The sequence below is a fragment of the Bradyrhizobium sp. genome (genome assembly GCF_035570375.1).
Classification (GTDB): Bacteria; Pseudomonadota; Alphaproteobacteria; order Rhizobiales; family Xanthobacteraceae; genus Bradyrhizobium.
On sequence record NZ_DATMLW010000137.1, the window covers coordinates 30,641 to 51,269 of the forward strand.

Here is a 20,629-nt window from a genome sequence, read left to right on the forward strand (position 1 = left end):
CGGAAGTCGGTGCACGTCTCCCAATGTGGAGAGGGGGCACACTTTCGACGGTTCGACGTCCGCCAACTTTCAACGGCCGTCCGGCGCCCGAACGCCAGCCCAACTGTCGCGCACCTGAAAATAGTGAACGCTTGGATCGTGAACTGGGGTCGGCAGACGGAGCACCTGCGGCGAGAGCCTCCCCATGGTGCTCAGGACGGTATAGGAAGCAACCACGCGATCATGCTGCGCGGTCACGAGCGCCAGGCGCGCGTTGACCAGCGCCTGTTGCTGATTGAGGACATCGAGTGTCGTGCGCTGGCCGACGCTTGCTTCCTTGCGAACGCCTTCCAGCGCAATCTCGGAGGCATCGACCTGGAACTGCGAGGACGCCACCTGCGACTTGCTTGCCACGAGCTGACCCCATGCCGAGACGAGGTCGGCACGGGCTTGGTCGCGAACCTGCTCGAGATTGAGGCGCTGCTGGGCCAGGCTCTCCTTCGACTGCCGTATCAGCGAATATTCGGCGCCGCCCTGATAGATCGGCACGGTTACCTGGGCGATCGCCGATGCGGTGAACTGGCTGATCTGCGTGATGGTCTGCTGCCAGGTCTTTTGCACGGTGGCTTGCACCGAGACGGTTGGAAACAATGCGCCTTCGTTGATCTTCACGTTGAGAAAACTGACGTCGATCCCGTACATGGCCGAGGTCACGTTCGGGTTTTCCACCAGCGCGATATTGACGGCATCGCCCAGCGTTGCCGGAAAGAAGCGGTCCACGGGCGAGCCCGGCGCGAGCTGCGAGGGTTCGTTGCCGATGATGCGGCGAAAATTCGCGCGCGTCGTGTTCAACGTGGCTTCGGCGGCAAGTTCCTGGGTCTGGCCTGCCGCAAGCTGCGCCTCCGATTGCGCCACGTCCGTCGGGGTGACAAGGCCGACGCTGTAGCGGTCACGCGTCTGTTTCAGGGTCTGCCCGAGAACCCTGGTATTGCTGCGCTGAACTTCCAGGATCGCTGCGTCGCGCAAATAGTCCATGTAGATGGTGGCCGCCGCAAGCAGGACCGATTGCTCCAGCAGGCGCAAGGCCTCGCGCGCGCCGAACACCTGGCTTTCCGCGGCGCGTGTCTTGTTCGCGGTCTGATTGCCGTTGAAGAGCGTTTGGGTCGCGCTCAAGCCCACGGCGTGAGGTCCCTGCGGACCCTCCTCGACTTTCTGGCCTGTCGATGACGTGACGAGCTGATTGGTATATTGGCCTCCGGCGCTCGCGGTCACCGCCACCTTGGGGCGGTAGCCGGACAAGGCCTGTGGCACGTTTTCATCGGTGGCCCGTACCGAGGCTCGCTGGGCGTTGAGCTGCGGATTGGTCTGGTAGGCGCGCATCAGCGCGGCCTCCATGGTGTCGGCGCGGGCGGATGTTGCGGCCATCTGAATGAGAAGAACCGTCGCTGCGATTCGGCCCGAAGCTGTCACCCCTTGCATGAACAGACTTATCCGATGCGGCGTGGCGCCTGACAACAGCCCTGAGCCAGTCGTGAACCGGGAAGATGTGCATAGCTTTCGATAGATCGTTCATGGCGGAGGCCGTCGTGACGGCCTCTCGGCAGCAACCGGTGCTGCTCCTGGTAGAGCTCCGATGCCCACTGAATCAATGGATGAGCCGACCCCTGCTCAGCGAACGAGCTGAAGCGCGCGGGCTAGTCCTGGATGCCGTAGCGATGCAGGTCGTTGCCGTGGGTGTCGAGCCAGGTCTTGGCACGCTCGACATGGTCGCACACCCTCGCCACCACCCGCCAGAACCGCGGCGAATGGTTCATCTCCACGAGATGGGCCACTTCGTGGGCGGCAAGATAATCCAGCACGTAAGGCGGAGCGAGGATCAGTCGCCAGGAGAACGACAGCGAGCCCGCGGACGTGCACGAGCCCCAGCGGCTCGACTGGTCGCGGATCGACAGCCGGCGCACCCTGACGCCCAAGGCTTGCGCATAATAGGTTGCGGCCTTCTGCAGATCCTTGCGGGCTTCGCGCTTGAGGTAGTCATGCACCCGCCGTTCGGTATGTTCGGCGCCGCCTGCCGCGCAAAGAATCCGCTCGCCGCTTTCGCGCATCTCGGTCCAGACCGTGCCGCGCTGACCGGTGCGATGCACGATCCTGTGCGCGACGCCGCGCAAGGGGAGCACGGTGCCCGGTAGAAACGGTGCGGCCTTCGGCAAGCGGCCGAGGCGCGCCGCAATCCAGCCGCCGTGACGCTGCGCGAAGTCCTTGGCGTCAACGATAGTGCCGCGTGGCGGCATGGTCAGGATCGCTTCGCGATCGCTTGGATGAATGCGCAAGGTGTAACGACGCGCCCGCCGATGTCGGCGCAGCCGAACCGAATAGATTTGCGAGCCGTGCTTGACCAGAATGCGAGAGGGTTCGTAAGGCCGCCGATAAAGAAGGGCGCGTTTGGCCATGTCTGCTAGTCCGGGGGTAAGAAGTTCCCCCGGATTCTGCCACATCCGCTGCCAGTGAAATCGCTCGGCGCAAAAACAAATCATTTGCCCAATATACAGGGGTAGGAGGGTTAACGGACCCTATAGGATGGGGTAGGAACCCGAGAAAAGAGGTCGGAACCGCCCCAACAGGGGCTGTTAAAGAATGAAAGAGAGCTCATTCTTTCAAACAGTCGAGAATCGGCGCTTCCAAGGCCGATTCAGAGGTGCGGCCGGCAACCGGAATCGCAACCAATCCAGAGCAAAACGCGTGATTTGGTGTCGAACTTCGCGAAATTGCGCATCATTCAGCTGCATAAGCGAGTGAAGGCTTCACTGCTGAAGATTTCACATTCGCCGCCGACGTCATGAAGTCGGAAATGCGCGGCACGATCTCGGATTTGAAGCGCGAGCCGTTGAACACACCGTAATGGCCCACTCCCTTTTGCACGTAATGCACCCGGCGATGTTCCGGAATAGCACCGCACAGCGAGTGCGTCGCCTCGGTTTGACCTAGTCCGGAGATATCGTCGTTCTCGCCTTCCACCGTCATCAGCGCCACGCGCCTGATCTTTGATGGATCGACCGGCTTGCCGCGATGGGTCATCTCGCCCTTGGGCAGCGCGTGCTTGATGAAAACTGTATCGACGGTCTGCAGATAATACTCCGCCGACAGGTCCATGACCGCCAGATATTCGTCATAAAAATCGCGGTGCTTGTCGACCAGGTCACCGTCGCCCTTCACCAGGTTCCTGAACAGATCCTTGTGGGCGTCCATGTGACGGCCGAGGTTCATGGTGATGAAGCCGTTGAGTTGCAGGAAGCCCGGATAGACGTCGCGCATGACGCCAGGATGCGGGAACGGCACCTTGGTGATGACGTGATTGCGAAACCAGTTGATGCCGCGCTGGGCCGCAAGATCGTTGACGGCCGTCGGATTGCGGCGGGTATCAATCGGGCCGCCCATCAAGGTCATCGAAACCGGAACAAAAGGATCGTTTTCGGCTTCCATGATGGAAACCGCCGCCACCACCGGCACCGAAGGCTGGCACACGGCGATCACATGCATGTTGCCGCCAAGCACGTGCAACATCTCGATGACGTAATCGATGTAGTCATCGAGATCGAAACGGCCTTCGGTCAGAGGCACCATCCTGGCGTCGGCCCAGTCGGTGATGTAAACCTCGTGCCTCGGCAGGAAGGCCTCGACCGTGCCGCGCAGCAGCGTCGCATAGTGACCGGACATCGGCGCGACAATCAGCACCCGGGGCTGGGGCGCACGCAACGGCCGCGTAATCTTGCGATCGAAGTACAGCAGGCGGCAGAACGGCTTTTCCCACACGACGCGGATTTCGACCGGCGTGCGCACGCCATTCACGTCGGTGTCCTTGATGCCCCATTCGGGCTTGCCGTAACGGCGGGTGGTTCGCTCGAACAGTTCGCAGGCGGCGGCAACCGATTTTCCGAACTCGGTGTGCGACCACGGATTGAGCGGATTCTGAAACAGGATTTTCGTGGCATCGGTAACGGCGCGCGCGGGGTTGAGCGAGGCGTGCGCCATTTCGTACATCCAGTACATCGGCGTCGTAAGGGCCGGACTGCCTTCAGCTACCAGAGGCGGTGCGCCGCCAAACTCACCAATCGCCATCTATTCTGGTTCCTCATCCCTTTTGCATCGCAGCATAGTGCCGAATGCGTAATAAAGCGTCAATGCACAGATCAGCACTTTCGTCACGGTGCACAAGCTAAAGATGGCTCAAATCCACGAGAATAAGCGTTCATTCACCGCTCTGAAGCAGCGAACCGTGCTTTCTCGCACTGCGCAACAGCACAAGAAATATCGTAAATGACGCAACAAGCAGCAGGACATTGATGGCGAACGCTTCCGCCATCAGGTCGCCGCGAAACTCCTGCCGCGTCAACAGCGTCCGCATGCCCTCGAAGGCGTAAGTCGGTGGCAACGCCCAGGCGACGTATTGCAGCCAATGCGGCAGCACCGTCACCGGGTAGTAGACGCAGGCCAGAGGCATCAGGCCGAACATCAGCGTCCAGACGATGCTTTCGGCGCCGAGCCCATGGCGAAGCACCAGCCCCGAGACGAAAATGCCCACCGACCAGCTGGTGAAGATCAGGTTGCAGAAAAAGGCGACCAGCGGAAATCCGATGCCGTAGAGATTGAAGTCGAAGAAGATCATGGCGAGCAGCGTCATCGGAATGACGCCGATCGCGAGCCGGATCAGGCTCATGACCATCAGCGCGATCAGAAACTCGATCGGCTTTAACGGGCTCATCATCAGGTTGCCCATGTTGCGCGCCCACATCTCCTCGAGAAACGAGATCGAAAAGCCGAGCTGGCCGCGAAACAGGATGTCCCACAGGATCACCGCGCCGACCAGGGTGCCGCCGGCGCGGGCGAAAAAGCCGGCGTTCTGGGAGATGTAGTTCTGCAGGAATCCCCAGGTGATGATCTGCAACGCGGGCCAGTAGACGAGCTCGAGGAGCCGTGGCCATGACGACAGCAACAGGTACCAGTAGCGCAGGACCATCGCGTTGATCCGGTGCGGCGCTATACCGCCTGCAAGCGCGTGTGTGCTCACGAAGTGCCCTCCTGAACGCGACCGCGCGCAACGTCGAGAAACACTTCCTCGAGCGTCGTGCGATTGTAGCGGGCCATGATCTGTTCCGGACTGTCGTCGTCCTCGATCCGGCCGCGCTTCATGATGATGACGCGGTCGCACAGCCGTTCCACCTCGGGCATGTTGTGGGAGGCCAGAAGGATGGTCGCGCCATTTTCCTTGCGGTAGGTCTCGATGTGCTCGCGGACCCAGTCGGCCGTGTCGGGATCAAGCGATGCGGTCGGTTCGTCGAGCAACAGCAGCTCCGGCTGATTGATCAGCGCCTTTGCGAGTGCCACGCGGGTCTTCTGCCCGGCGGAAAGCTTGCCGTTGGTGCGGTCGAGGAAGTCGCCGAGATCGAGATCGGAGGCGAGCCTCTCGATGCGACCGTGCAGGTTCTCCACCGCATAGAGGCGGCCGAAGATGGTGAGGTTCTGACGCACCGTGAGCCGCATCGGCATGTCGACATAGGGGCTCTCGAGATTCATACGGCCGAGCACCGCGGCGCTTTGCTCGGGCATCGAATGGCCCAGCACCCGGACGTGTCCGGAACTCGGCAACACCAGTCCCATGATCATCGCGATCGTCGTGGTCTTGCCGGCACCGTTGCCGCCGAGCAGGCCCGTGATGCTGCCGCGCGCAATTCGAAACGACACACTGTCGACAGCGCGGGTTGCCTTGTAGAATTTTGTGAGCTGCGCGACCTCGATCGCAGCCTGCCGATCGCGGCCGGGTGCGGGAAACTGAGCCTTGATGGTGCCAGCCTTCATCATGCCGGCCGTTCATTGAGCCAACGGCGGGGCAAGCGCAAGGCGCTTACGAAAATTTGTGGCTATTCGACACAGGCTAGTGTCCCGGTTCTGACATTCGTATCATATCGCGGTGGGCACTTTTACGAATGTCAGAACCAAAGGGACACTAGCAAATCTATGATTCTAGTGTGGCTTCTGGTTCAGAAGTCCGCATGACGAACTGGCGGCAATGATGATGCGGACTTCTGAACCAGAAGCCACACTAGCACAGGCCGGTTTGTCGGACGCCACATGCGCAGTTAAACTCCGCTACGTGGCATCGAAGTTCCCCGCGCCATTGCCATCATGCAGGCTCGGAGATCTCGAATGGGCCAACCTGACGGCAGAGCTGCCCGCCATGTCACGAACTTCGAAAGGCCTTTGCTCCCGGCATGACCGACGTCGCCGCCTCTGATTTTCGCCATCCGCGCCGCTATGTCCGCCTCGACACCATATTGCGGCTGCGCTGGCTTGCCGTGCTCGGCCAGCTCGCGGCGATCTTCATCGTGGCGCAGGGGCTGGAGTTCGATGTCGAGGTGGTTCCTTGCCTTGCCATTGTCGGCCTTTCTGCGTTGCTCAACCTCGTCCTGCAGATCAGGTTCGATCCGATGCAGCGGCTGGAGCCGGCATGGGCCGCAGCGTTGCTCGCGTCCAACATCATCGAGCTGGCCGGCCTGTTGTTCTTCACTGGCGGCCTTCAGAACCCCTTTTCATTTCTGTTTCTCGCTCCGGTTCTGATCTCGGCGACGGCGCTGCCGATCCGCTTCACCATCGCACTCGGCCTGCTGGCCGTCGCCTGCGCGTCCCTGCTCGTGTTTTTTCATTTTCCGTTGCCGTGGGACAGCGACGATCCGCTGGCGTTGCCGCCGATCTATTTGTTCGGCGTCTGGCTCTCGATCGTGGTCGCGATCGGCGTCACCAGCCTTTATGCTTTCCAGGTCGCCGAGGAAGCGCGCAAACTGTCGGACGCGCTGGCGGCCACCGAGCTGGTGCTGACGCGCGAGCAGCATCTCACCCAGCTCGACGGCCTCGCCGCCGCCGCCGCCCATGAGCTCGGCACGCCGCTGTCGACGATCTTCCTGATCTCGCGCGAACTCGAGCGGAGCCTGCCGGAAGACGGTCAGGTCGCCGGCGACATCAGGACCTTGCGTGAACAGGTGCAACGCTGCCGCGACATTCTGGCCAAGATCACGCAGCTTTCCTCAACCGGCGCGCCGTTCGACCGCATGCCGCTGTCAGCCTTGATCGAGGAAACGGTGGCGCCGCATCGCGATTTCGGGGTGGCGATCAAGGTCCGCATCGCCGTCTCCGGAACGCCCGAACCGGTCGGGACACGAAATCCAGCCATCCTGTACGGCGTCGGCAACATTCTGGAAAACGCCGTCGATTTTGCGCGCACGACCGTGGAGGTGAATGCCTGGTGGAACGCCGAGACCGTGGAAGTCATCATTTCTGATGACGGCCCGGGGATTGCGCCCGACATGCTCAAGCGCATCGGCGAACCCTATGTGTCGCGGCGGCGCGATGCAGACGAGGTCCAGGGCGAACGCTCAGGGCTGGGTCTCGGGGTTTTCATCGCCCGCACCCTGCTTGAGCGCACCGGCGCCAAGGTATCCTTCACCAACCGGGTTTTTCCGGATCACGGCGCGGTGGTCCAGATCGTCTGGCCGCGCAGCCACTTCGAGGCGCGCGAAACGGCTGCAAAACCTTCCTGAATATCAATTCCACTCACCTTCCGCCGCTCCACAGAGTTGCCCAATACCTTGAGATGGTCTTGGCAGCAGTGGTCGCGACGCCATATGCTGGGAAGTCCGACACAGGGATACCTCAATCGTGAACTCCATCGCCGAACTGACTGAGCACACCGACCGCTCCCTCCTGATCGTGGAGGACGACAAGCCCTTTCTCGAACGCCTCGCGCGCGCCATGGAGAGCAGGGGTTTCAGCGTGACCTCCTGCGACAGCGTCTCGGAGGGGCTGGCGCAGATCGGGCGAGCGGCACCGGCCTTTGCGGTGGTAGATTTGCGGCTCGGCGACGGCAATGGCCTCGACGTGGTCTCCGCGCTGAAGCGCAAGCGGCCCGATGCGCGGGCGATCATCCTGACCGGCTATGGCAATATCGCCACTGCCGTCACCGCGGTGAAAATGGGTGCGGTGGATTATCTTTCAAAGCCGGCGGATGCGGATGACGTGGTTGCGGCCTTGCTCGCAAGCGGCAACCAGAAGTCGGAGCCGCCAAGCAATCCGATGTCGGCGGATCGGGTGCGCTGGGAACACATCCAGCGCATTTACGAGATGTGCAACCGCAACGTCTCCGAAACCGCGCGGCGCCTGAACATGCACCGCCGCACGCTGCAGCGGATCTTGGCCAAGCGGGCGCCGCGGTAGCTTCTCGACTAAACCAGTGCGGCGAATTTGAAGTTCCTATCAGTGCTGCTGCCTCGTCATAGGAACTTCAAATTCAAAAACCGCACCAGAAACATTAATTTGCTTGTGCTCCCTTGATTCCGAAGTTCGCATCAGAGGTCGCCGCGAATGTTTGCGAACTTCGGAATCGGAGCACTAGAACTCGGCGTGACCTTGCGGGTCGAGCAGACGATTGAACCGCTGGGCGGCGGCGATGGCGAAGCGCACCGTCATCAGTTTCCGCGTCGGTGCGGGAAGGCGGTGTTCTGGCGCCGTGCAATGCATATGCGCCCCGTAGGCATCGGCGACGATCAGGCCGGTGTCGGGGGGAAATATCTCGCAGCTCAAATCCTGGGTGAAGGCGAAGAACAACTGGTCGCAATGAGCCCGGTATTCCGGCCATTTCTGGTCGGCGCGCAAATCCTCCACCGATGATTTGATCTCGACGATCCAGATCTCGCCGCGTTCGTTGATGGCGACGATGTCCGCGCGTCGGCCGGACGGCAGCGGCAATTCGCTGATGCAGGCAAATCCGAGCGAGCGCAAGAGCCGCGCCGTGCCTCGTGCGATCGCAAGCGCGGTCTCTGACTGACGGCCGTCCGGCGCGGGGACGAGCTTGACCTGGCGAGCCTGCGATTCCATCGGCCAAGCATAGAGGCTGGATCGAAAACTGGAAACGGATTTTGCACCCAAAAGCCGCTGTTGCGCGTGGTTTCGGAAGTCCCTCACGATGTTCCGCGGCGGGGGCTAAATCTTTCCTTGGCGAGGCGTCAAAAAAAGGCTTTGTTCGACCCATGACACAGCAATCCGAAACCGAGACCCAGGCAAAGGCCGGCGCCATCATCATTCCGGTCACGCTGTTCGAGCAGAACTGCATGCTGTTGTGGTGTGCGGCGACCAGAAAGGCCGTGGTGATCGACCCTGGCGGAGAAGTGCCGAAAATCCAGGCCGGCATCAAGCAGGCCAATGTCACGGTCGAGAAGATCTGGCTTACTCACGGTCATATTGATCACGTGGGAGGAGCGGCCGAGCTGCGCGATGCGCTCAAGGTGCCGATCGAGGGCCCGCACATCGACGACAAATTCCTGCTCGACAATGTGGTTTCGAGCGGGGCGCGCTTCGGCATGGCCGGCGTGCGCAATTTCTCGCCGGATCGCTGGTTGGAGGAGGGCGATTCCGTTTCGATCGGCGAATTGACGTTCGACATCCTGCATTGTCCCGGTCATTCGCCCGGCAGCGTCGTGTACTTCAACAGTCCAATGCGCTTTGCCCATGTCGGCGATGTGCTGTTCAACGGCTCGGTCGGACGCAGTGATATTCCGGGCGGCGATCATGCGACCTTGATCAGGTCGATCAAGGACAAGCTCTTGCCGCTCGGCGACGATGTCGGGTTCATCTGCGGGCACGGTCCGGGTTCAAGCATCGGTCAGGAGCGGTTGACCAATCCGTTTCTCACCGGCGCGATGTGAGACGGAGGGCTTATTTCTTCCGCGCCCGTTTCTTCAGCCCGGCCGCGGTGAGCGCACGCGTGATCACGGCGCCGACGTCAATGCCGCGCCGGCGCTTGGTCTGCGGCTTCTCCGGCTTCTTCTCGATGTTCAATGGCCACAATACCGGTCCAAGGTCGGGCTTCCATGCCGGTACCGGAGAGGCCAGCGGGATCAGTTTTGCGCTTGGCGATTCGGTCGGCGCACGCGGCTTCTTTTGCACGACTCGCTTTGGTGCGGGCCTGGCAGCCTCCTGAGGCTGGCGAATCCATTCGGTCAGGCCGAAGAAATTCGCAATGTGATATGACGACGAGATGCCCGCCTCGATCAGGAACGCGCCCTTCGTCCCATAGCGCTCGTCGTTTTCAGCGATGCCGACCGGCGTGCCGTGCGCCATGTCGGTGATGGTGTAGGATTCGACGATAGTTTCGCCATCCGCGTCCCACCAGATCTGGTGCGGGTAGCCGTTGACGGTGCCTTCCGACATCGGTGAAGCTGGTAGGCGATGCACGTCGAGCCATTGCTTGACAATCTCGTCGGCATTGGCCGGATTGACCGTGCGATCCGCGCTGCCGTGCCAAACCGAAACCTTTGGCCAGGGGCCGCGGTGGTTCGAAGCCTTGCGCACGAGGTCGCCCAGTTCGCGCCCCGGTCGGGTCGGCGATTGAAACATTCCGTTCAGCGCTTCCCTTATGTTCTTCGCCACGCCGTAGGGCAGGCCGGCGATGATGGCGCCTGCGGCAAACACTTCGGGATAGGTGGCGAGCATCACTGAAGTCATGGCGCCGCCTGCGGATAGCCCGGTGACGAAAACGCGATGCCTGTCGATCTTGTGCTCGCTCGTCATCCGCGCGATCATTTGCCTGATCGAGCCGGGCTCGCCGCGGCCGCGCCTTGTGTCGTCCGCATTGAACCAGTTGAAACAGCCATTGGCGTTGTTTGAGATCTGCTGCTCCGGCATCAGCAGCGCGAATCCGTAATGCTTGGCAAGCGTGGACCAGCCGGCGCCGAAATCGTAGCCAGCAGCATTCTGGCCGCAGCCGTGGAGAACCACGACCAGAGCGGGCGAGGGCTGCAGTTTCTCAGGCACGAAGGAGAACATCCGCAGATTGCCCGGATTGGTCCCGAATCCCGTCGTCTCGACCAGTGGCGTGCGGATTCCCCGTCGCGGCCCGCGCGCGAAGCCGTCCAGGACATCGAGTCCGGGCATCTTGGGCAGCTGCTGCAAGAATTCGATGTTTTTCGCGAGAGACACCCGTAGCTCCTAGGCGAACGAATCCACAAGGCCGATGACAAGAGATAGTTGCTGCACTGCGAAATGGAAAGGCCGCATACTGACGGTCAACAGGATTGTGATTCCTGTGAAAGGTTACGGTAACGCGTGACGCATCCATGACGGAAATACGGCAGGTGCAACCAGCCTGACTCGAGTGATTCAGACCGCTTTCAGTTTGCGATAGGCAAACCACACCATTTTCAGGAGCAGCCATCCGTCGCGAAACCGCGAGATCTGCGTCTCGCCAAAGGTGCGCGCCTTGTAGTGGATCGGTGTCTCGACGATTTTGAGATTCTGTTTGGCCGCGCCGAAAATCAGATCGAAATCGCCGAATGGATCAAAATCGCCGAAGTAGCCGCGCTCTCTCGCCAGCACTTCATAATCCTTGCGCAGCAGCACCTTGGTGCCGCACAGAGTGTCGGTCAGGCGCGTGTTGACGAGGTAGCTGAAAAGATAGGCAAAGAAGCGGTTGGCAATCAGATTGAGCGGGCGCATCGCCTCGCGCTCCATCGGATAGACCAGGCGAGTGCCATTGACGAACTCGGCCTTGCCGGTCTCGATCACCGCGTGAAATTTCGGCAGCGCTTCCGGCGGCATTGTCAGATCGGCATCCAGAATCATCAGCACGTCGCCGGTCGCGGCAGAAAAGCCCTTTCGTACCGCGTCGCCCTTGCCCTTGCCGTCCTGCTTGAGCACCTTGATGTTCCAGCGGTCCTGGTAGGCGTCGCGGACACGTTCGCATTCCTCGAACGTGCCGTCGCTGGAATTTCCCTCGACGAACAGGATTTCCTGCGAGCTGCCGAACCGGGGCATGCGCAGGATCGCACTTTCGATATTGCCCCTCTCGTTGCGGCAGGGGATCAGAATGCTCACGGAAAACTTGCGGTCGGGAAATTGTCGCATCGGGCGACCGACCAGATAGGTTCTCAGGCAGAGCTTCCTCACGCCGGGGAGCGGCGCGATGAAGCGGTTGATGAATGGACCAAGCCCGAGCCACCGGCGCGGCAACAACTGCCGCTGCTCCTGGCTGATCATTTCGAAATCCGCCAGATCCATCAGATTGAGGAAGTCGGCGGTGGCGATATAGTTGATCTTCGGCTGCCTGGCGCGCAGGTGCAGCGCCTCGGCAAGCTTGAGCACCGGCTCCCACAGATGCGAATAGTAGGAGATGATGATCCGCGTCGACGGCTCGCACAGGTGATGCACCAGCCTCAGGGTGCCGTCGATGTCCTCGAACATCCCGATGGTGTCGGCGATCACGATGTAGTCGAACGGGCCCCGGATCGAGGCCAGCGTCGCCGGGTCCTCGACGTCGCCCAGCACGAAATAGAGCTCGGGATGCAGCTCGTTGGCCTTGGCGATCGTCGCTGCACCGAAATCGACGCCGACGCCGTAGGAAGGTTTCAGCGCCGCCAGCAGGTCGCCGCGGCCGCAGCCCAATTCCAGCACCCGCTTGCCCGGCGGAATCAGGAATTTCATGAATTTGAAGTCGTCTTCGTGGTAAGCGGCGTTGAATTTTCGCCAGCGATCGAGTTCGTCGCCATGGGCCTCGAAGTGGTCGACGAGGTCGCGCTTCCGCTGATTTGAAAGCGGCAAGGAAGCAGCGGAATCGGATTGCCTCAGATACATCCTCGCCCTCGGTTGCGAAAAGAACGAAAGGCCGTCTTAGCGGAACGGCCGGGGGGTGTAAATTCGGCCAGTGTGGCGGTTCAGAAGTCCGCATCGGGCCGGAATCGTGTGCGATTTCGCGTGCTGCGAACGGAAATCGGCTGTGCTGTTCCTTTGCTCTTTCCTCGGTCCTTCCCAGCCCGTAGTTTCACATCAGCCGAGCATAAACAATCGTCCGGAGAGAACGTCCATGCCCCGCCTGAAATTCGGAGCTTTCCTCGCGCCGCATCATCCGATCGGCGAGCATCCGATGCTGCAATTCCGCCGCGACCTCGATCTCGTCGAAGAGCTCGATGCGCTCGGTTACGACGAGTTCTGGTGCGGCGAGCATCATTCCTCGGGCTGGGAGATGATTGCTTCTCCCGAGATGTTTCTGGCCGCAGCCGGCGAACGCACCAAGCGGATCAAGCTTGGCACCGGCGTGATCTCGCTGCCCTATCACCACCCGTTCAACGTCGCCCAGCGAATGGTGCAACTCGACCACATGACGGGAGGCCGGGCCATCTTCGGTTCCGGTCCCGGTGCCCTTGCCTCCGACGCACATACGCTCGGCATCGATCCGATGGTCCAGCGCGATCGCCAGGATGAGGCGATTGCGATCATTCGCCGGCTGTTCCAGGGCGAGCGCGTCAGTGCAAAGAGCGACTGGTTCACGATGAACGATGCCGCACTCCAGATCCTGCCTTTGCAGGAAGAGATGCCGTTCGTGGTGGCCTCGCAGATCTCGCCCTCGGGAATGACGCTGGCCGGCAAATACGGCATCGGGATCATTTCGCTCGGCTCGATGTCGACGCAGGGTCTGATGGCGCTGCCCACCCAATGGAGCTTTGCCGAAGACGCCGCAAAAAAATACGGCACCAAAGTGAGTCGCTCCGATTGGCGCGTGCTGCTCTCCTGGCACATTGCCGAGTGCAGGGAGCAGGCCGAGCGCGAAGCCGGCGCCGGACTGATGCGCTGGCACAACGAGTATAATGTGCGCACGCTGCAGCGGCCCGGGTTGAGCCCGTTCACTTCGCCTGAAGACGCGATCGAAAAAACCGTGCGCGGCGAGTTCGCCGCTTCGACCATCGGCACGCCCGACGATCTGGTCAAGACCATCAAAAACCTGATGGAGGTTTCCGGAGGCGTAGGCCACATCATCGGCTTCGTCCACGACTGGGCCAATCCGGAAAACACCAGGCGCAGTTGGGACATGGTGGCGCGCTATGTTGTGCCGGAGATCAACGGCCATATCGATAAGCTGCGCCAGTCGCAGAAATTCCTGATCGAGAACCGCGCGGTTTTCGAGCGGGCCGGGCAGGCGGTGATGGCGAAAATCATGGAGAATGAAAAGGCGGCCGCAGCCCTTCCGCTCACCGGCCCCGGCCGCGTGGCGATCCCGCCCGTCAACGCGCCGGATTTGCAGAAGGAAGCCGCCAAGCAGGGCAAGGGCTAGTGTCCCGATTCCAATGCGGACTTCTGAACCGCCACACTAGCGCTTCTTGCGGCAGTGCTCGTGCAGGGTTTCCCCTGACGAGCGGTATTCGGCGTCTTTGCACGAAGACGACAACGGTTTATTACGAAAGCGGGGCTTAAACCGATGACACCAGGCGTGACCCGCGGCGGCAAAGAATACCGCCGTTTGGTGATCCCCGGCGGATGACCGGAGCTATTGCCATGTCGATGCAAAGTATGGCTTCCCCCGCGATCACGCCAAGTCGGCCCAGACGCGACTTGCTCGGGCACATTCCCGGCGACGAGGGCTGGCCGGTGATCGGCCGCACGCTCGCAATCCTCAAGGATCCCAAAGGGGAAGTCGAACGGATGGCGGCGAAACACGGCCACGTCTATCGCGGCCGCGTGCTCGGTGAAACCAGCGTCACTCTGCTCGGTCCGGAAGCCAACGAACTCGTGCTGTTCGACCAGGCAAGGCTTTTCTCATCCACTTACGGTTGGGAGACGATCCTCGGACGATTGTTTCCGCGCGGCTTGATGCTGCTTGATTTCGACGAGCATCGTCTGCATCGGCGCGCATTGTCCGTTGCCTTCAAGTCCGGCCCGATGAAATCCTATCTTGCGGCGCTCGATGCCGGCATCTCGAGGCGCGTGGCGCAGTGGCGGCAAAAGCCAGGTCCCATGCTGTTTTATCCGGCGATGAAGCAGCTGACGCTCGATCTGGCTGCCACGTCGTTTCTCGGCACCGGTATCGGGCCTGACGTCGAGCAGATCACGCGTGCGTTCGTCGACATGGTTGCGGCATCGGTCGCGCCGATCCGCCAGCCATGGCCGGGAACGCAAATGGCGCGGGGGGTCAAGGGCCGCGCCCGCATCGTGGCCTATTTTTCGGAGCAGATTCCGATCCGACGCGCTAAAGGTGGCGAAGACCTTTTCTCACAGCTCTGTCGTGCCACCCACGAGGACGGCGCCTTGCTCTCGACCCAGGATATCGTCGACCATATGAGCTTTCTGATGATGGCCGCGCACGACACGCTGACTTCGTCGCTCACCTCCTTTGTGGCCGCCATTGCCGCAGATCAGGAGTGGCAGCAGAAGCTCCGGGACGAGGTCACCGCGCTCGGTGTGGCGAGCGATGCGCCGACCAGCTTCGACAATCTCGAAGCGATGAGGCTCACCGAGATGGCGTTCAAGGAGGCGATGCGGATAAGGCCGCCGGTGCCGTCGATTCCGCGGCGCGCCACACGCGACTTCAGTTTTGGCGGCTATCCAATCCCTGCCGGCACTTTGGTCTCGGTCAACCCGCTGTTCACCCACCACATGCCGGGCATTTGGCGCGATCCCGACAGCTTCGATCCGTTGCGGTTCACTGACGAGGCCCAGCGCGGCCGCCATCGTTTTGCCTTTGTGCCGTTCGGCGGCGGCGCGCATATGTGCCTTGGCCTGCACTTCGCCTATATGCAGGCGAAATGCTTTGCGCGGCATTTCCTGCAAAATCTCAGCGTCAGGTTGACCCCGACCACCACGCCGGAGTGGCAGATGTGGCCGATCCCGAAGCCGAAAGACGGCTTGCGCGTCACGCTGGCGCGGCGAATTTGAAATTCCCTTCAGTTCTGCCGCAATCAACCTCTCGCCTGATCGAATGCCTTGCGCAAGGCGACGTAGCCCTGCTGCTGCGCGGTCCAGTTGCGGCCGCCGGTGATGGCGCCATCGACCACCAAATCATGACCGTTGATGAAGGTGGATTCGTCGCTGGCCAGAAATACGGCGGCGTGCGCGATATCTTCGGGCAGGCCCGCGCGCGGAATCGGCTGTGCGCTCTTGTAGACCTCCCGCATGACGTCGGGAGTTTTCTCTGCCGCCTCGACAGAAAGCCCAAGCGCCTTGCCGAAAATTCCGGTGGCGATCGCGCCCGGCGAAATGCTGTTGACGCGGATGCCCGCTTCACCGAGTTCCATCGCCACGCATTTGGTGAGGTGAATGACCGCAGCCTTGGCGGCGCCGTAGACGATCGACGATGAAAAGCCGGCGAGCCGGCCGGCGATGCTGCCGTTGTTGATGATGCTGCCGGAGCCCTGGCGGCGCATATGGGGGGCGGCGTGTTTCATCCCAAGCATCACGCTGCGCACCAGCGTCGCCATGGCGGCATCAAAACGTGCCACCTCCAGCCCTTCGATGCCGCCGGTTTGTGCCGGTCCGCCGGCGTTGTTGAACAGACAGTCGATGCGGCCGAATTTCTCGACGGCCTCGCCGATCAGCGCGCGCATTTCGTCCTCGATGGTGACATCGGTGCGGCGGAACAGACACGCGGGGCCTAACCTCCTGGCCAACGCCTCGCCTTCGACCGCCCGGCGGCCGGCGATGACGATTTTCGCTCCTTCAGCGACGAAAATCTCCGCAGTGCGCAGTCCGATGCCGCTGGTCGCGCCGGTGATCACCGCAACCTTGCCGTTCAGCCGTCCCATATTGATCTCCTTTCGACCATGATCGGGTTACAACTATCCCGGGCTTTGGGGGACGACGCAAGCCATGGTGCGTCCCGCCCCGGTTTCCAATTCGACAATTGTCCTCGTCGAGTGCCGAAGGGTAGTACATTTTTCTCACACGGGAAGTGGCACGATTTCTGCCGCGCTTGCCTGATGCTGTATTTGCTGATCATCTGATGCGACCCATGGTGAAAGTGATCGACGAGTTGCGGCGCGGCTGGCGAGGAACGTCCCGGCCATCGTTGCCGTTCGCGCTGTGTTTCGCCGCGTCGTGCCTTGCTATTTCGACGGCGGCGCGCTGGCTGTTGTCCATGATCCGGACGGACATCTATTTCACGCCATACATTCCGGCGGTGTTCTTTGCCACGGCTTTCGGCGGATACCGCATAGGCATGGCGACGGCCGGTTTGGGCGGGTTGCTCGGCATATTCATAAATTTCGGTCAAGCTCCGACCGATTTTGCAAGGCTGGTACTGTTGACCATCTTTCTGATCGTGTGCGGTCTCACGATCTGGGGCGTCGAGCATTATCGGCTGCTCGCCTCAAAGCAGCGGGAAATTTCCGAGCGGCTGATCCGTGAACGGGAGTATCGCAGACTCGTCGTGGAGGAGCTTCAACATCGGCTGAAGAACAAGGTATCGACCATTCATGCTGTGCTTCACCAGGTTCTGCAAAATCAGCCGCAAGTCTGGGCCGGTATCGATCACAGGATGCGCGCGCTCTCGGCAACCGACGATTTGATCGCGAAGGTGGATGGCCGTGGCTGCGACATCAAGGAGCTCTTGCTGTCCGAACTCGGGCCGTACGGGCACGTCCGCTTTAGCTTGAACGGCGAACGGCTGTTTCTGCCCGCCAAGCTTGCCGTGAGCCTTGCGCTGATTTTTCACGAACTGGCGACGAACGCGGGCAAGTATGGTGCGTTTTCCTCCGCGCGGGGGTTGTTGCAGGTGTCGTGGTCGGCGACCGACGGCCGCCTCAACATCACCTGGGACGAGACTGAAGGGCCTTCGATCGGAACGGTGGGCGAACCTGGCTTCGGCACCAAATTGTTGCAATCCGCACTCAAGGCTTTCGACGGCAAGACCGAGATCACCTATTTGAAAAGCGGCCTTCATTGCACGATGCAATGCCGAATTCCCGCAAGCTGAAATCGTTCCGGTTTGTCCCTTTCCTTGCTATCGTCGTCATGTTGAAAGGCTTATAAACGCTTGCGGATTGTTTTGGAGCCTTACCCGTTTTCAAAGAGATCAAATGCCTCCGGTTTCGATATTTCTGAACATACTCTGGCTGTTGCTCGGCGGGCTGTGGATGGCGTTTGCCTGGGTTGTCGCCGCCGTCATCATGGCCATCACCATCATAGGTCTGCCGTGGGCGAGAGCTGCGTTCAATATCGCCGTCTACACCTTGCTTCCGTTCGGCCAGAAGGCCGTGCGCCGCGATAGTCTGACCGGCCAGTCCGACATCGGCACCGGGCCGCTCGGTTTCATCGGCAATCTGATCTGGTTGCTGCTGGCCGGCTGGTGGCTGGCGCTCGCGCATCTCGTTACCGCGGTCGTCCTTGCCGTGACCATCATCGGCATTCCGTTCGCCTGGGCCCATGTGAAACTCGCCGGCATTGCGCTATGGCCGATCGGCAAAGCGATCGTTCCCGCCTAGGCCATAGTCCGGAAAAGCAGGAGCCGGTTTTTCCTCGCGACAAACGCAAATGCGTTTGCGCAGATCATGCTCAATAATCTAAAGCGCGATCACGATTGGACTCGAAATTATCGCGCTCTGGAGCAGCATCAAAGCTTCGGATGCATCGGCTGATCGCGCTTCATGGCATCGAAGATTTCTTGCCGCGCGCCCTGATCGCCTCCTCGACGCTTCGGAACTGATGGTCCGGGCCCAACAGCGCGCCGATGCCGAACCGCACCAGGGCGTCCTGCGCGCGCGGCGATTCAAGCCGCGCCAGCACAAAATCGACGCCATCCTGACGACAGTCGCGGATAATCCCGGTCAGGACCTGCGACGCCGTAAAATCGATCTCGACAATGCCTGTCGCCTCCAGCACGAGAAGCCTCACCTTTTGGGAAGAGGACTTGATGGCTGCCAGGATGTCGTGGCGGAAATGATAGGCATTGAGAAAAGACAGCGGCGCCTGGAATCCGATGACGATAATGCCGCTTTCCCGTTCGCCTGGAAAATGCCGGCTCGCCGGCCACCATATCGAGGTTCCGGGCACCCGTTCGAACACCAGCGCGCGGGCGCGCGTCGTGCTCCATAGGCCATGCAGCAGCGAAAGCGCGATGCCGATGCCGACGCCCTGCTCGATCGGCAGCACGATGATCGCCACGGCGGTGAGCAGGATCAGCAAAAACTCCCACCGCGTCTGCCGGTAGACCGCCATGATCTGGCCGAAGCGGATGATCCTGAGCGCGACGAACAGGAGGACTCCGCCTAGCGCCGCGTTGGGAATCCGGTGCAGCAGCGATGCGCCGAATGCCAAAAGCAGGACTATGATTGCCACGGCCGCCAGTCCTGCGATCTGGGAGCGGCCACCGGTCTCGGAAACCACGCCTGTGCGTGGCGGGCTGGCATCGACGGGAAACGCGCCGATCAACCCAGACAGCACGCTGCCGGCGCCGACGCCGACGAAATCACGGTCGACGTCCGGCGGCTCGTTGGGGTCGGACGGAAACGATCGCGTGGTTGCGGCCGTCTGCACCATGACGACGATCGAAATGATCAGGCTGAGCGACACCAGGCTTGCCAATTGCCTCGCCGTGACAAAGGGAATTCCGAACGCCGGCATTTCGACGGTGATGGCGCCGAGAACGCTTACGCCCCTGTTCTCGAGCCGAAGCAGGATCACGGCCGCGCCCGCCAACGCAAGGCCGATCAACGCGCCTGGAATCCGCGCGTCGATCCGCTCGGAGAGTGCGATGATCGCCAGAACGCCAAGACCAATGACCAGGGTAAATCCGTTTGCCTGGTCGACATTTTCGGCGATGGTCGCGAGCCGCTGCAGCATCGGACCATGGGGTTCCGGCAGCCCGAGGATGGCCGGCAATTGCGAGATCAGGATGTGGACCGAGATTCCGAGAAGAAAGCCGATCGTCACCGGTATCGAGAGCAGGTCGGCAATCCAGCCCAGCCGGAAAATTCCGGCTGCCAAAAGCAGTAGCCCGACCATGAGCGCCAGCGCCGCGGCAAGCACCGGGTAATCCGGCGAGGTGGAAGCTGCCAGGGCCGCAAGGCCTCCGGCGAAGATCGGCGTGATCGTCGAATCCGCGCCCGACGAAAGAAAGCGATTGCTGCCGAAGGCCGCGAAGGCAAGCGAGCCCGCCACAAAGGCGAAAAATCCAATCTGCGGGGCGAACCCGCCGAGCCGTGCTGTCGCCATCTGTTCGGGGATGGCAATCGCGGCAAGGGTCAGGCCGGCGAAGAGATCGCGGGTGATAAATTCAAAGCGATAGCCGCTCAAAGAGCGAAACACCGGCAAGACCGACCTTGCCCGTTCGGATTTCGCAGATCCGGAAGTATCCGCCATGCCCGCTATCCCCTGATGGACGCCAGGTTTGAGCAGCGCCCTTTTGCATTCGCAACGATCGGGTCCGCCATCTTTCCGGGGCCGCGCGAGGCGTTGAACGCCCGAAATCCGCGCGGGATCAAAATCAAGCTATCACGAAGCTTTCGGTCCGGAAATAAACAGGAGTACGCGCCGAGCCAGAGCTGACGGTCCGGTAAGAGTTTTGAGCGGAAAGCCCGGCTTTCACCCGAGAATGCCGAACTCTGCGCATCCGAAGTTCCGGGGGGCTGCCCCGAACGCGGGGGATTTAGCCTTCGGTAACCGGTTTCCCCAAACTGTTTTGGCTGTCCTTCCGGTCACTGATTGTCCCTGACTATCTTGTTTTGTTGGAGTTTCCGAGGCGTTCGGTTTTGCTGGTGCCCGGTGGTCCCTGCCCATTTTATTGAGTTGGGTGCCAATTGCGGTGCCAACTTAGCCTCGCCGATCAGCAAAAAAAACCTAGCCAGCG

At 61.1% G+C, this 20,629-nt stretch carries 17 protein-coding genes; 7 read left to right on the forward strand and 10 right to left on the reverse strand.

The window, feature by feature from the left end:
* Window positions 1-69 precede the first annotated feature (69 nt).
* From VNX23_RS14805 to VNX23_RS14825, 5 genes are all read right to left on the reverse strand, one after another.
* Window positions 70-1,458 carry a TolC family outer membrane protein gene (locus VNX23_RS14805; protein WP_414643000.1) on the reverse strand — a complete coding sequence of 463 codons (1,389 nt, stop codon included), beginning with the start codon at window positions 1,456-1,458 and terminating at the stop codon, window positions 70-72.
* A 215-nt stretch (window positions 1,459-1,673) separates the two neighbouring features.
* Entirely contained in the window at window positions 1,674-2,513 is an 840-nt protein-coding gene (locus VNX23_RS14810; RefSeq protein WP_325631184.1) for a SprT family zinc-dependent metalloprotease, read from the reverse strand.
* 238 nt (window positions 2,514-2,751) lie between these two features.
* Window positions 2,752-4,095: a polyhydroxyalkanoate depolymerase gene (locus VNX23_RS14815; RefSeq protein ID WP_325631186.1), complete on the reverse strand. Its 1,344-nt coding sequence runs from the start codon at window positions 4,093-4,095 to the stop codon at window positions 2,752-2,754.
* 130 nt (window positions 4,096-4,225) lie between these two features.
* Window positions 4,226-4,993 (reverse strand): ABC transporter permease, encoded by a 768-nt coding sequence (locus VNX23_RS14820; protein ID WP_325631221.1) that lies wholly within the window; start codon window positions 4,991-4,993, stop codon window positions 4,226-4,228.
* A 47-nt stretch (window positions 4,994-5,040) separates the two neighbouring features.
* Window positions 5,041-5,835 carry an ABC transporter ATP-binding protein gene (locus tag VNX23_RS14825; RefSeq protein WP_325631188.1) on the reverse strand — a complete coding sequence of 265 codons (795 nt, stop codon included), beginning with the start codon at window positions 5,833-5,835 and terminating at the stop codon, window positions 5,041-5,043.
* Window positions 5,836-6,245: 410 nt separating this feature from the next.
* Here VNX23_RS14825 and VNX23_RS14830 point away from each other — a divergent pair, with 410 nt between their 5' ends.
* Window positions 6,246-7,568, forward strand: coding sequence for an ActS/PrrB/RegB family redox-sensitive histidine kinase (locus tag VNX23_RS14830; protein ID WP_325631190.1), 1,323 nt, complete (start codon window positions 6,246-6,248; stop codon window positions 7,566-7,568).
* A gap of 118 nt (window positions 7,569-7,686) precedes the next feature.
* Window positions 7,687-8,241 (forward strand): ActR/PrrA/RegA family redox response regulator transcription factor, encoded by a 555-nt coding sequence (locus VNX23_RS14835; RefSeq protein ID WP_325631192.1) that lies wholly within the window; start codon window positions 7,687-7,689, stop codon window positions 8,239-8,241.
* Window positions 8,242-8,415: 174 nt separating this feature from the next.
* On the opposite strand, the gene VNX23_RS14840 is transcribed toward VNX23_RS14835, so the two are convergent.
* A complete protein-coding gene (locus tag VNX23_RS14840) occupies window positions 8,416-8,901 on the reverse strand; it encodes an MmcB family DNA repair protein (RefSeq protein ID WP_325631194.1) in 486 nt (161 codons plus the stop codon).
* 152 nt (window positions 8,902-9,053) lie between these two features.
* Here VNX23_RS14840 and VNX23_RS14845 point away from each other — a divergent pair, with 152 nt between their 5' ends.
* Window positions 9,054-9,728, forward strand: a complete 675-nt coding sequence (locus VNX23_RS14845; RefSeq protein ID WP_325631195.1) for an MBL fold metallo-hydrolase — start codon at window positions 9,054-9,056, stop codon at window positions 9,726-9,728.
* A gap of 10 nt (window positions 9,729-9,738) precedes the next feature.
* Here the strand turns inward: VNX23_RS14845 and VNX23_RS14850 are convergent, their stop codons facing one another.
* On the reverse strand, window positions 9,739-11,001 hold the full coding sequence (locus VNX23_RS14850) for a PHB depolymerase family esterase (RefSeq protein ID WP_325631197.1): 1,263 nt from the start codon (window positions 10,999-11,001) through the stop codon (window positions 9,739-9,741).
* A 180-nt stretch (window positions 11,002-11,181) separates the two neighbouring features.
* Window positions 11,182-12,651 (reverse strand): glycosyltransferase, encoded by a 1,470-nt coding sequence (locus VNX23_RS14855; RefSeq protein ID WP_325631199.1) that lies wholly within the window; start codon window positions 12,649-12,651, stop codon window positions 11,182-11,184.
* 229 nt (window positions 12,652-12,880) lie between these two features.
* Here VNX23_RS14855 and VNX23_RS14860 point away from each other — a divergent pair, with 229 nt between their 5' ends.
* Together VNX23_RS14860 and VNX23_RS14865 are read left to right on the forward strand one after the other, a co-directional pair.
* Window positions 12,881-14,125 (forward strand): LLM class flavin-dependent oxidoreductase, encoded by a 1,245-nt coding sequence (locus VNX23_RS14860; protein ID WP_325631201.1) that lies wholly within the window; start codon window positions 12,881-12,883, stop codon window positions 14,123-14,125.
* 221 nt (window positions 14,126-14,346) lie between these two features.
* Window positions 14,347-15,723 carry a cytochrome P450 gene (locus tag VNX23_RS14865; protein WP_325631203.1) on the forward strand — a complete coding sequence of 459 codons (1,377 nt, stop codon included), beginning with the start codon at window positions 14,347-14,349 and terminating at the stop codon, window positions 15,721-15,723.
* 23 nt (window positions 15,724-15,746) lie between these two features.
* Here VNX23_RS14865 and VNX23_RS14870 read toward each other — a convergent pair whose 3' ends face one another.
* Complete coding sequence (locus VNX23_RS14870) at window positions 15,747-16,589, reverse strand: glucose 1-dehydrogenase (protein ID WP_325631205.1); 843 nt, start codon at window positions 16,587-16,589, stop codon at window positions 15,747-15,749.
* Between the two features lie 206 nt (window positions 16,590-16,795).
* On the opposite strand from VNX23_RS14870, the gene VNX23_RS14875 reads away from it, so the two are divergent.
* Entirely contained in the window at window positions 16,796-17,758 is a 963-nt protein-coding gene (locus VNX23_RS14875; RefSeq protein ID WP_325631206.1) for a sensor histidine kinase, read from the forward strand.
* A gap of 103 nt (window positions 17,759-17,861) precedes the next feature.
* The gene (locus tag VNX23_RS14880; RefSeq protein ID WP_325631208.1) at window positions 17,862-18,266 is read left to right on the forward strand and encodes a YccF domain-containing protein; all 405 of its coding nucleotides are present in this window, start codon (window positions 17,862-17,864) and stop codon (window positions 18,264-18,266) included.
* Between the two features lie 160 nt (window positions 18,267-18,426).
* Here the strand turns inward: VNX23_RS14880 and VNX23_RS14885 are convergent, their stop codons facing one another.
* Window positions 18,427-20,142, reverse strand: coding sequence for a SulP family inorganic anion transporter (locus tag VNX23_RS14885; protein ID WP_325631210.1), 1,716 nt, complete (start codon window positions 20,140-20,142; stop codon window positions 18,427-18,429).
* Window positions 20,143-20,629 lie beyond the last annotated feature (487 nt).

Excerpts from the sequence above, each read along its gene's own strand:
- VNX23_RS14865 (WP_325631203.1), top strand. The coding sequence starts at position 14,347 with ATGTCGATGCAAAGTATGGCTTCCCCCGCGATCACGCCAAGTCGGCCC.
- VNX23_RS14880 (WP_325631208.1), top strand. The coding sequence starts at position 17,862 with ATGCCTCCGGTTTCGATATTTCTGAACATACTCTGGCTGTTGCTCGGC.
- VNX23_RS14885 (WP_325631210.1), bottom strand. The coding sequence starts at position 20,142 with ATGGCGGATACTTCCGGATCTGCGAAATCCGAACGGGCAAGGTCGGTC.
- VNX23_RS14855 (WP_325631199.1), bottom strand. The coding sequence starts at position 12,651 with ATGTATCTGAGGCAATCCGATTCCGCTGCTTCCTTGCCGCTTTCAAAT.
- VNX23_RS14860 (WP_325631201.1), top strand. The coding sequence starts at position 12,881 with ATGCCCCGCCTGAAATTCGGAGCTTTCCTCGCGCCGCATCATCCGATC.
- VNX23_RS14825 (WP_325631188.1), bottom strand. The coding sequence starts at position 5,835 with ATGATGAAGGCTGGCACCATCAAGGCTCAGTTTCCCGCACCCGGCCGC.
- VNX23_RS14840 (WP_325631194.1), bottom strand. The coding sequence starts at position 8,901 with ATGGAATCGCAGGCTCGCCAGGTCAAGCTCGTCCCCGCGCCGGACGGC.
- VNX23_RS14810 (WP_325631184.1), bottom strand. The coding sequence starts at position 2,513 with ATGATTTGTTTTTGCGCCGAGCGATTTCACTGGCAGCGGATGTGGCAG.
- VNX23_RS14805 (WP_414643000.1), bottom strand. The coding sequence starts at position 1,458 with ATGCAAGGGGTGACAGCTTCGGGCCGAATCGCAGCGACGGTTCTTCTC.
- VNX23_RS14820 (WP_325631221.1), bottom strand. The coding sequence starts at position 4,993 with ATGGTCCTGCGCTACTGGTACCTGTTGCTGTCGTCATGGCCACGGCTC.
- VNX23_RS14875 (WP_325631206.1), top strand. The coding sequence starts at position 16,796 with ATGGTGAAAGTGATCGACGAGTTGCGGCGCGGCTGGCGAGGAACGTCC.
- VNX23_RS14870 (WP_325631205.1), bottom strand. The coding sequence starts at position 16,589 with ATGGGACGGCTGAACGGCAAGGTTGCGGTGATCACCGGCGCGACCAGC.
- VNX23_RS14845 (WP_325631195.1), top strand. The coding sequence starts at position 9,054 with ATGACACAGCAATCCGAAACCGAGACCCAGGCAAAGGCCGGCGCCATC.
- VNX23_RS14815 (WP_325631186.1), bottom strand. The coding sequence starts at position 4,095 with ATGGCGATTGGTGAGTTTGGCGGCGCACCGCCTCTGGTAGCTGAAGGC.
- VNX23_RS14830 (WP_325631190.1), top strand. The coding sequence starts at position 6,246 with ATGACCGACGTCGCCGCCTCTGATTTTCGCCATCCGCGCCGCTATGTC.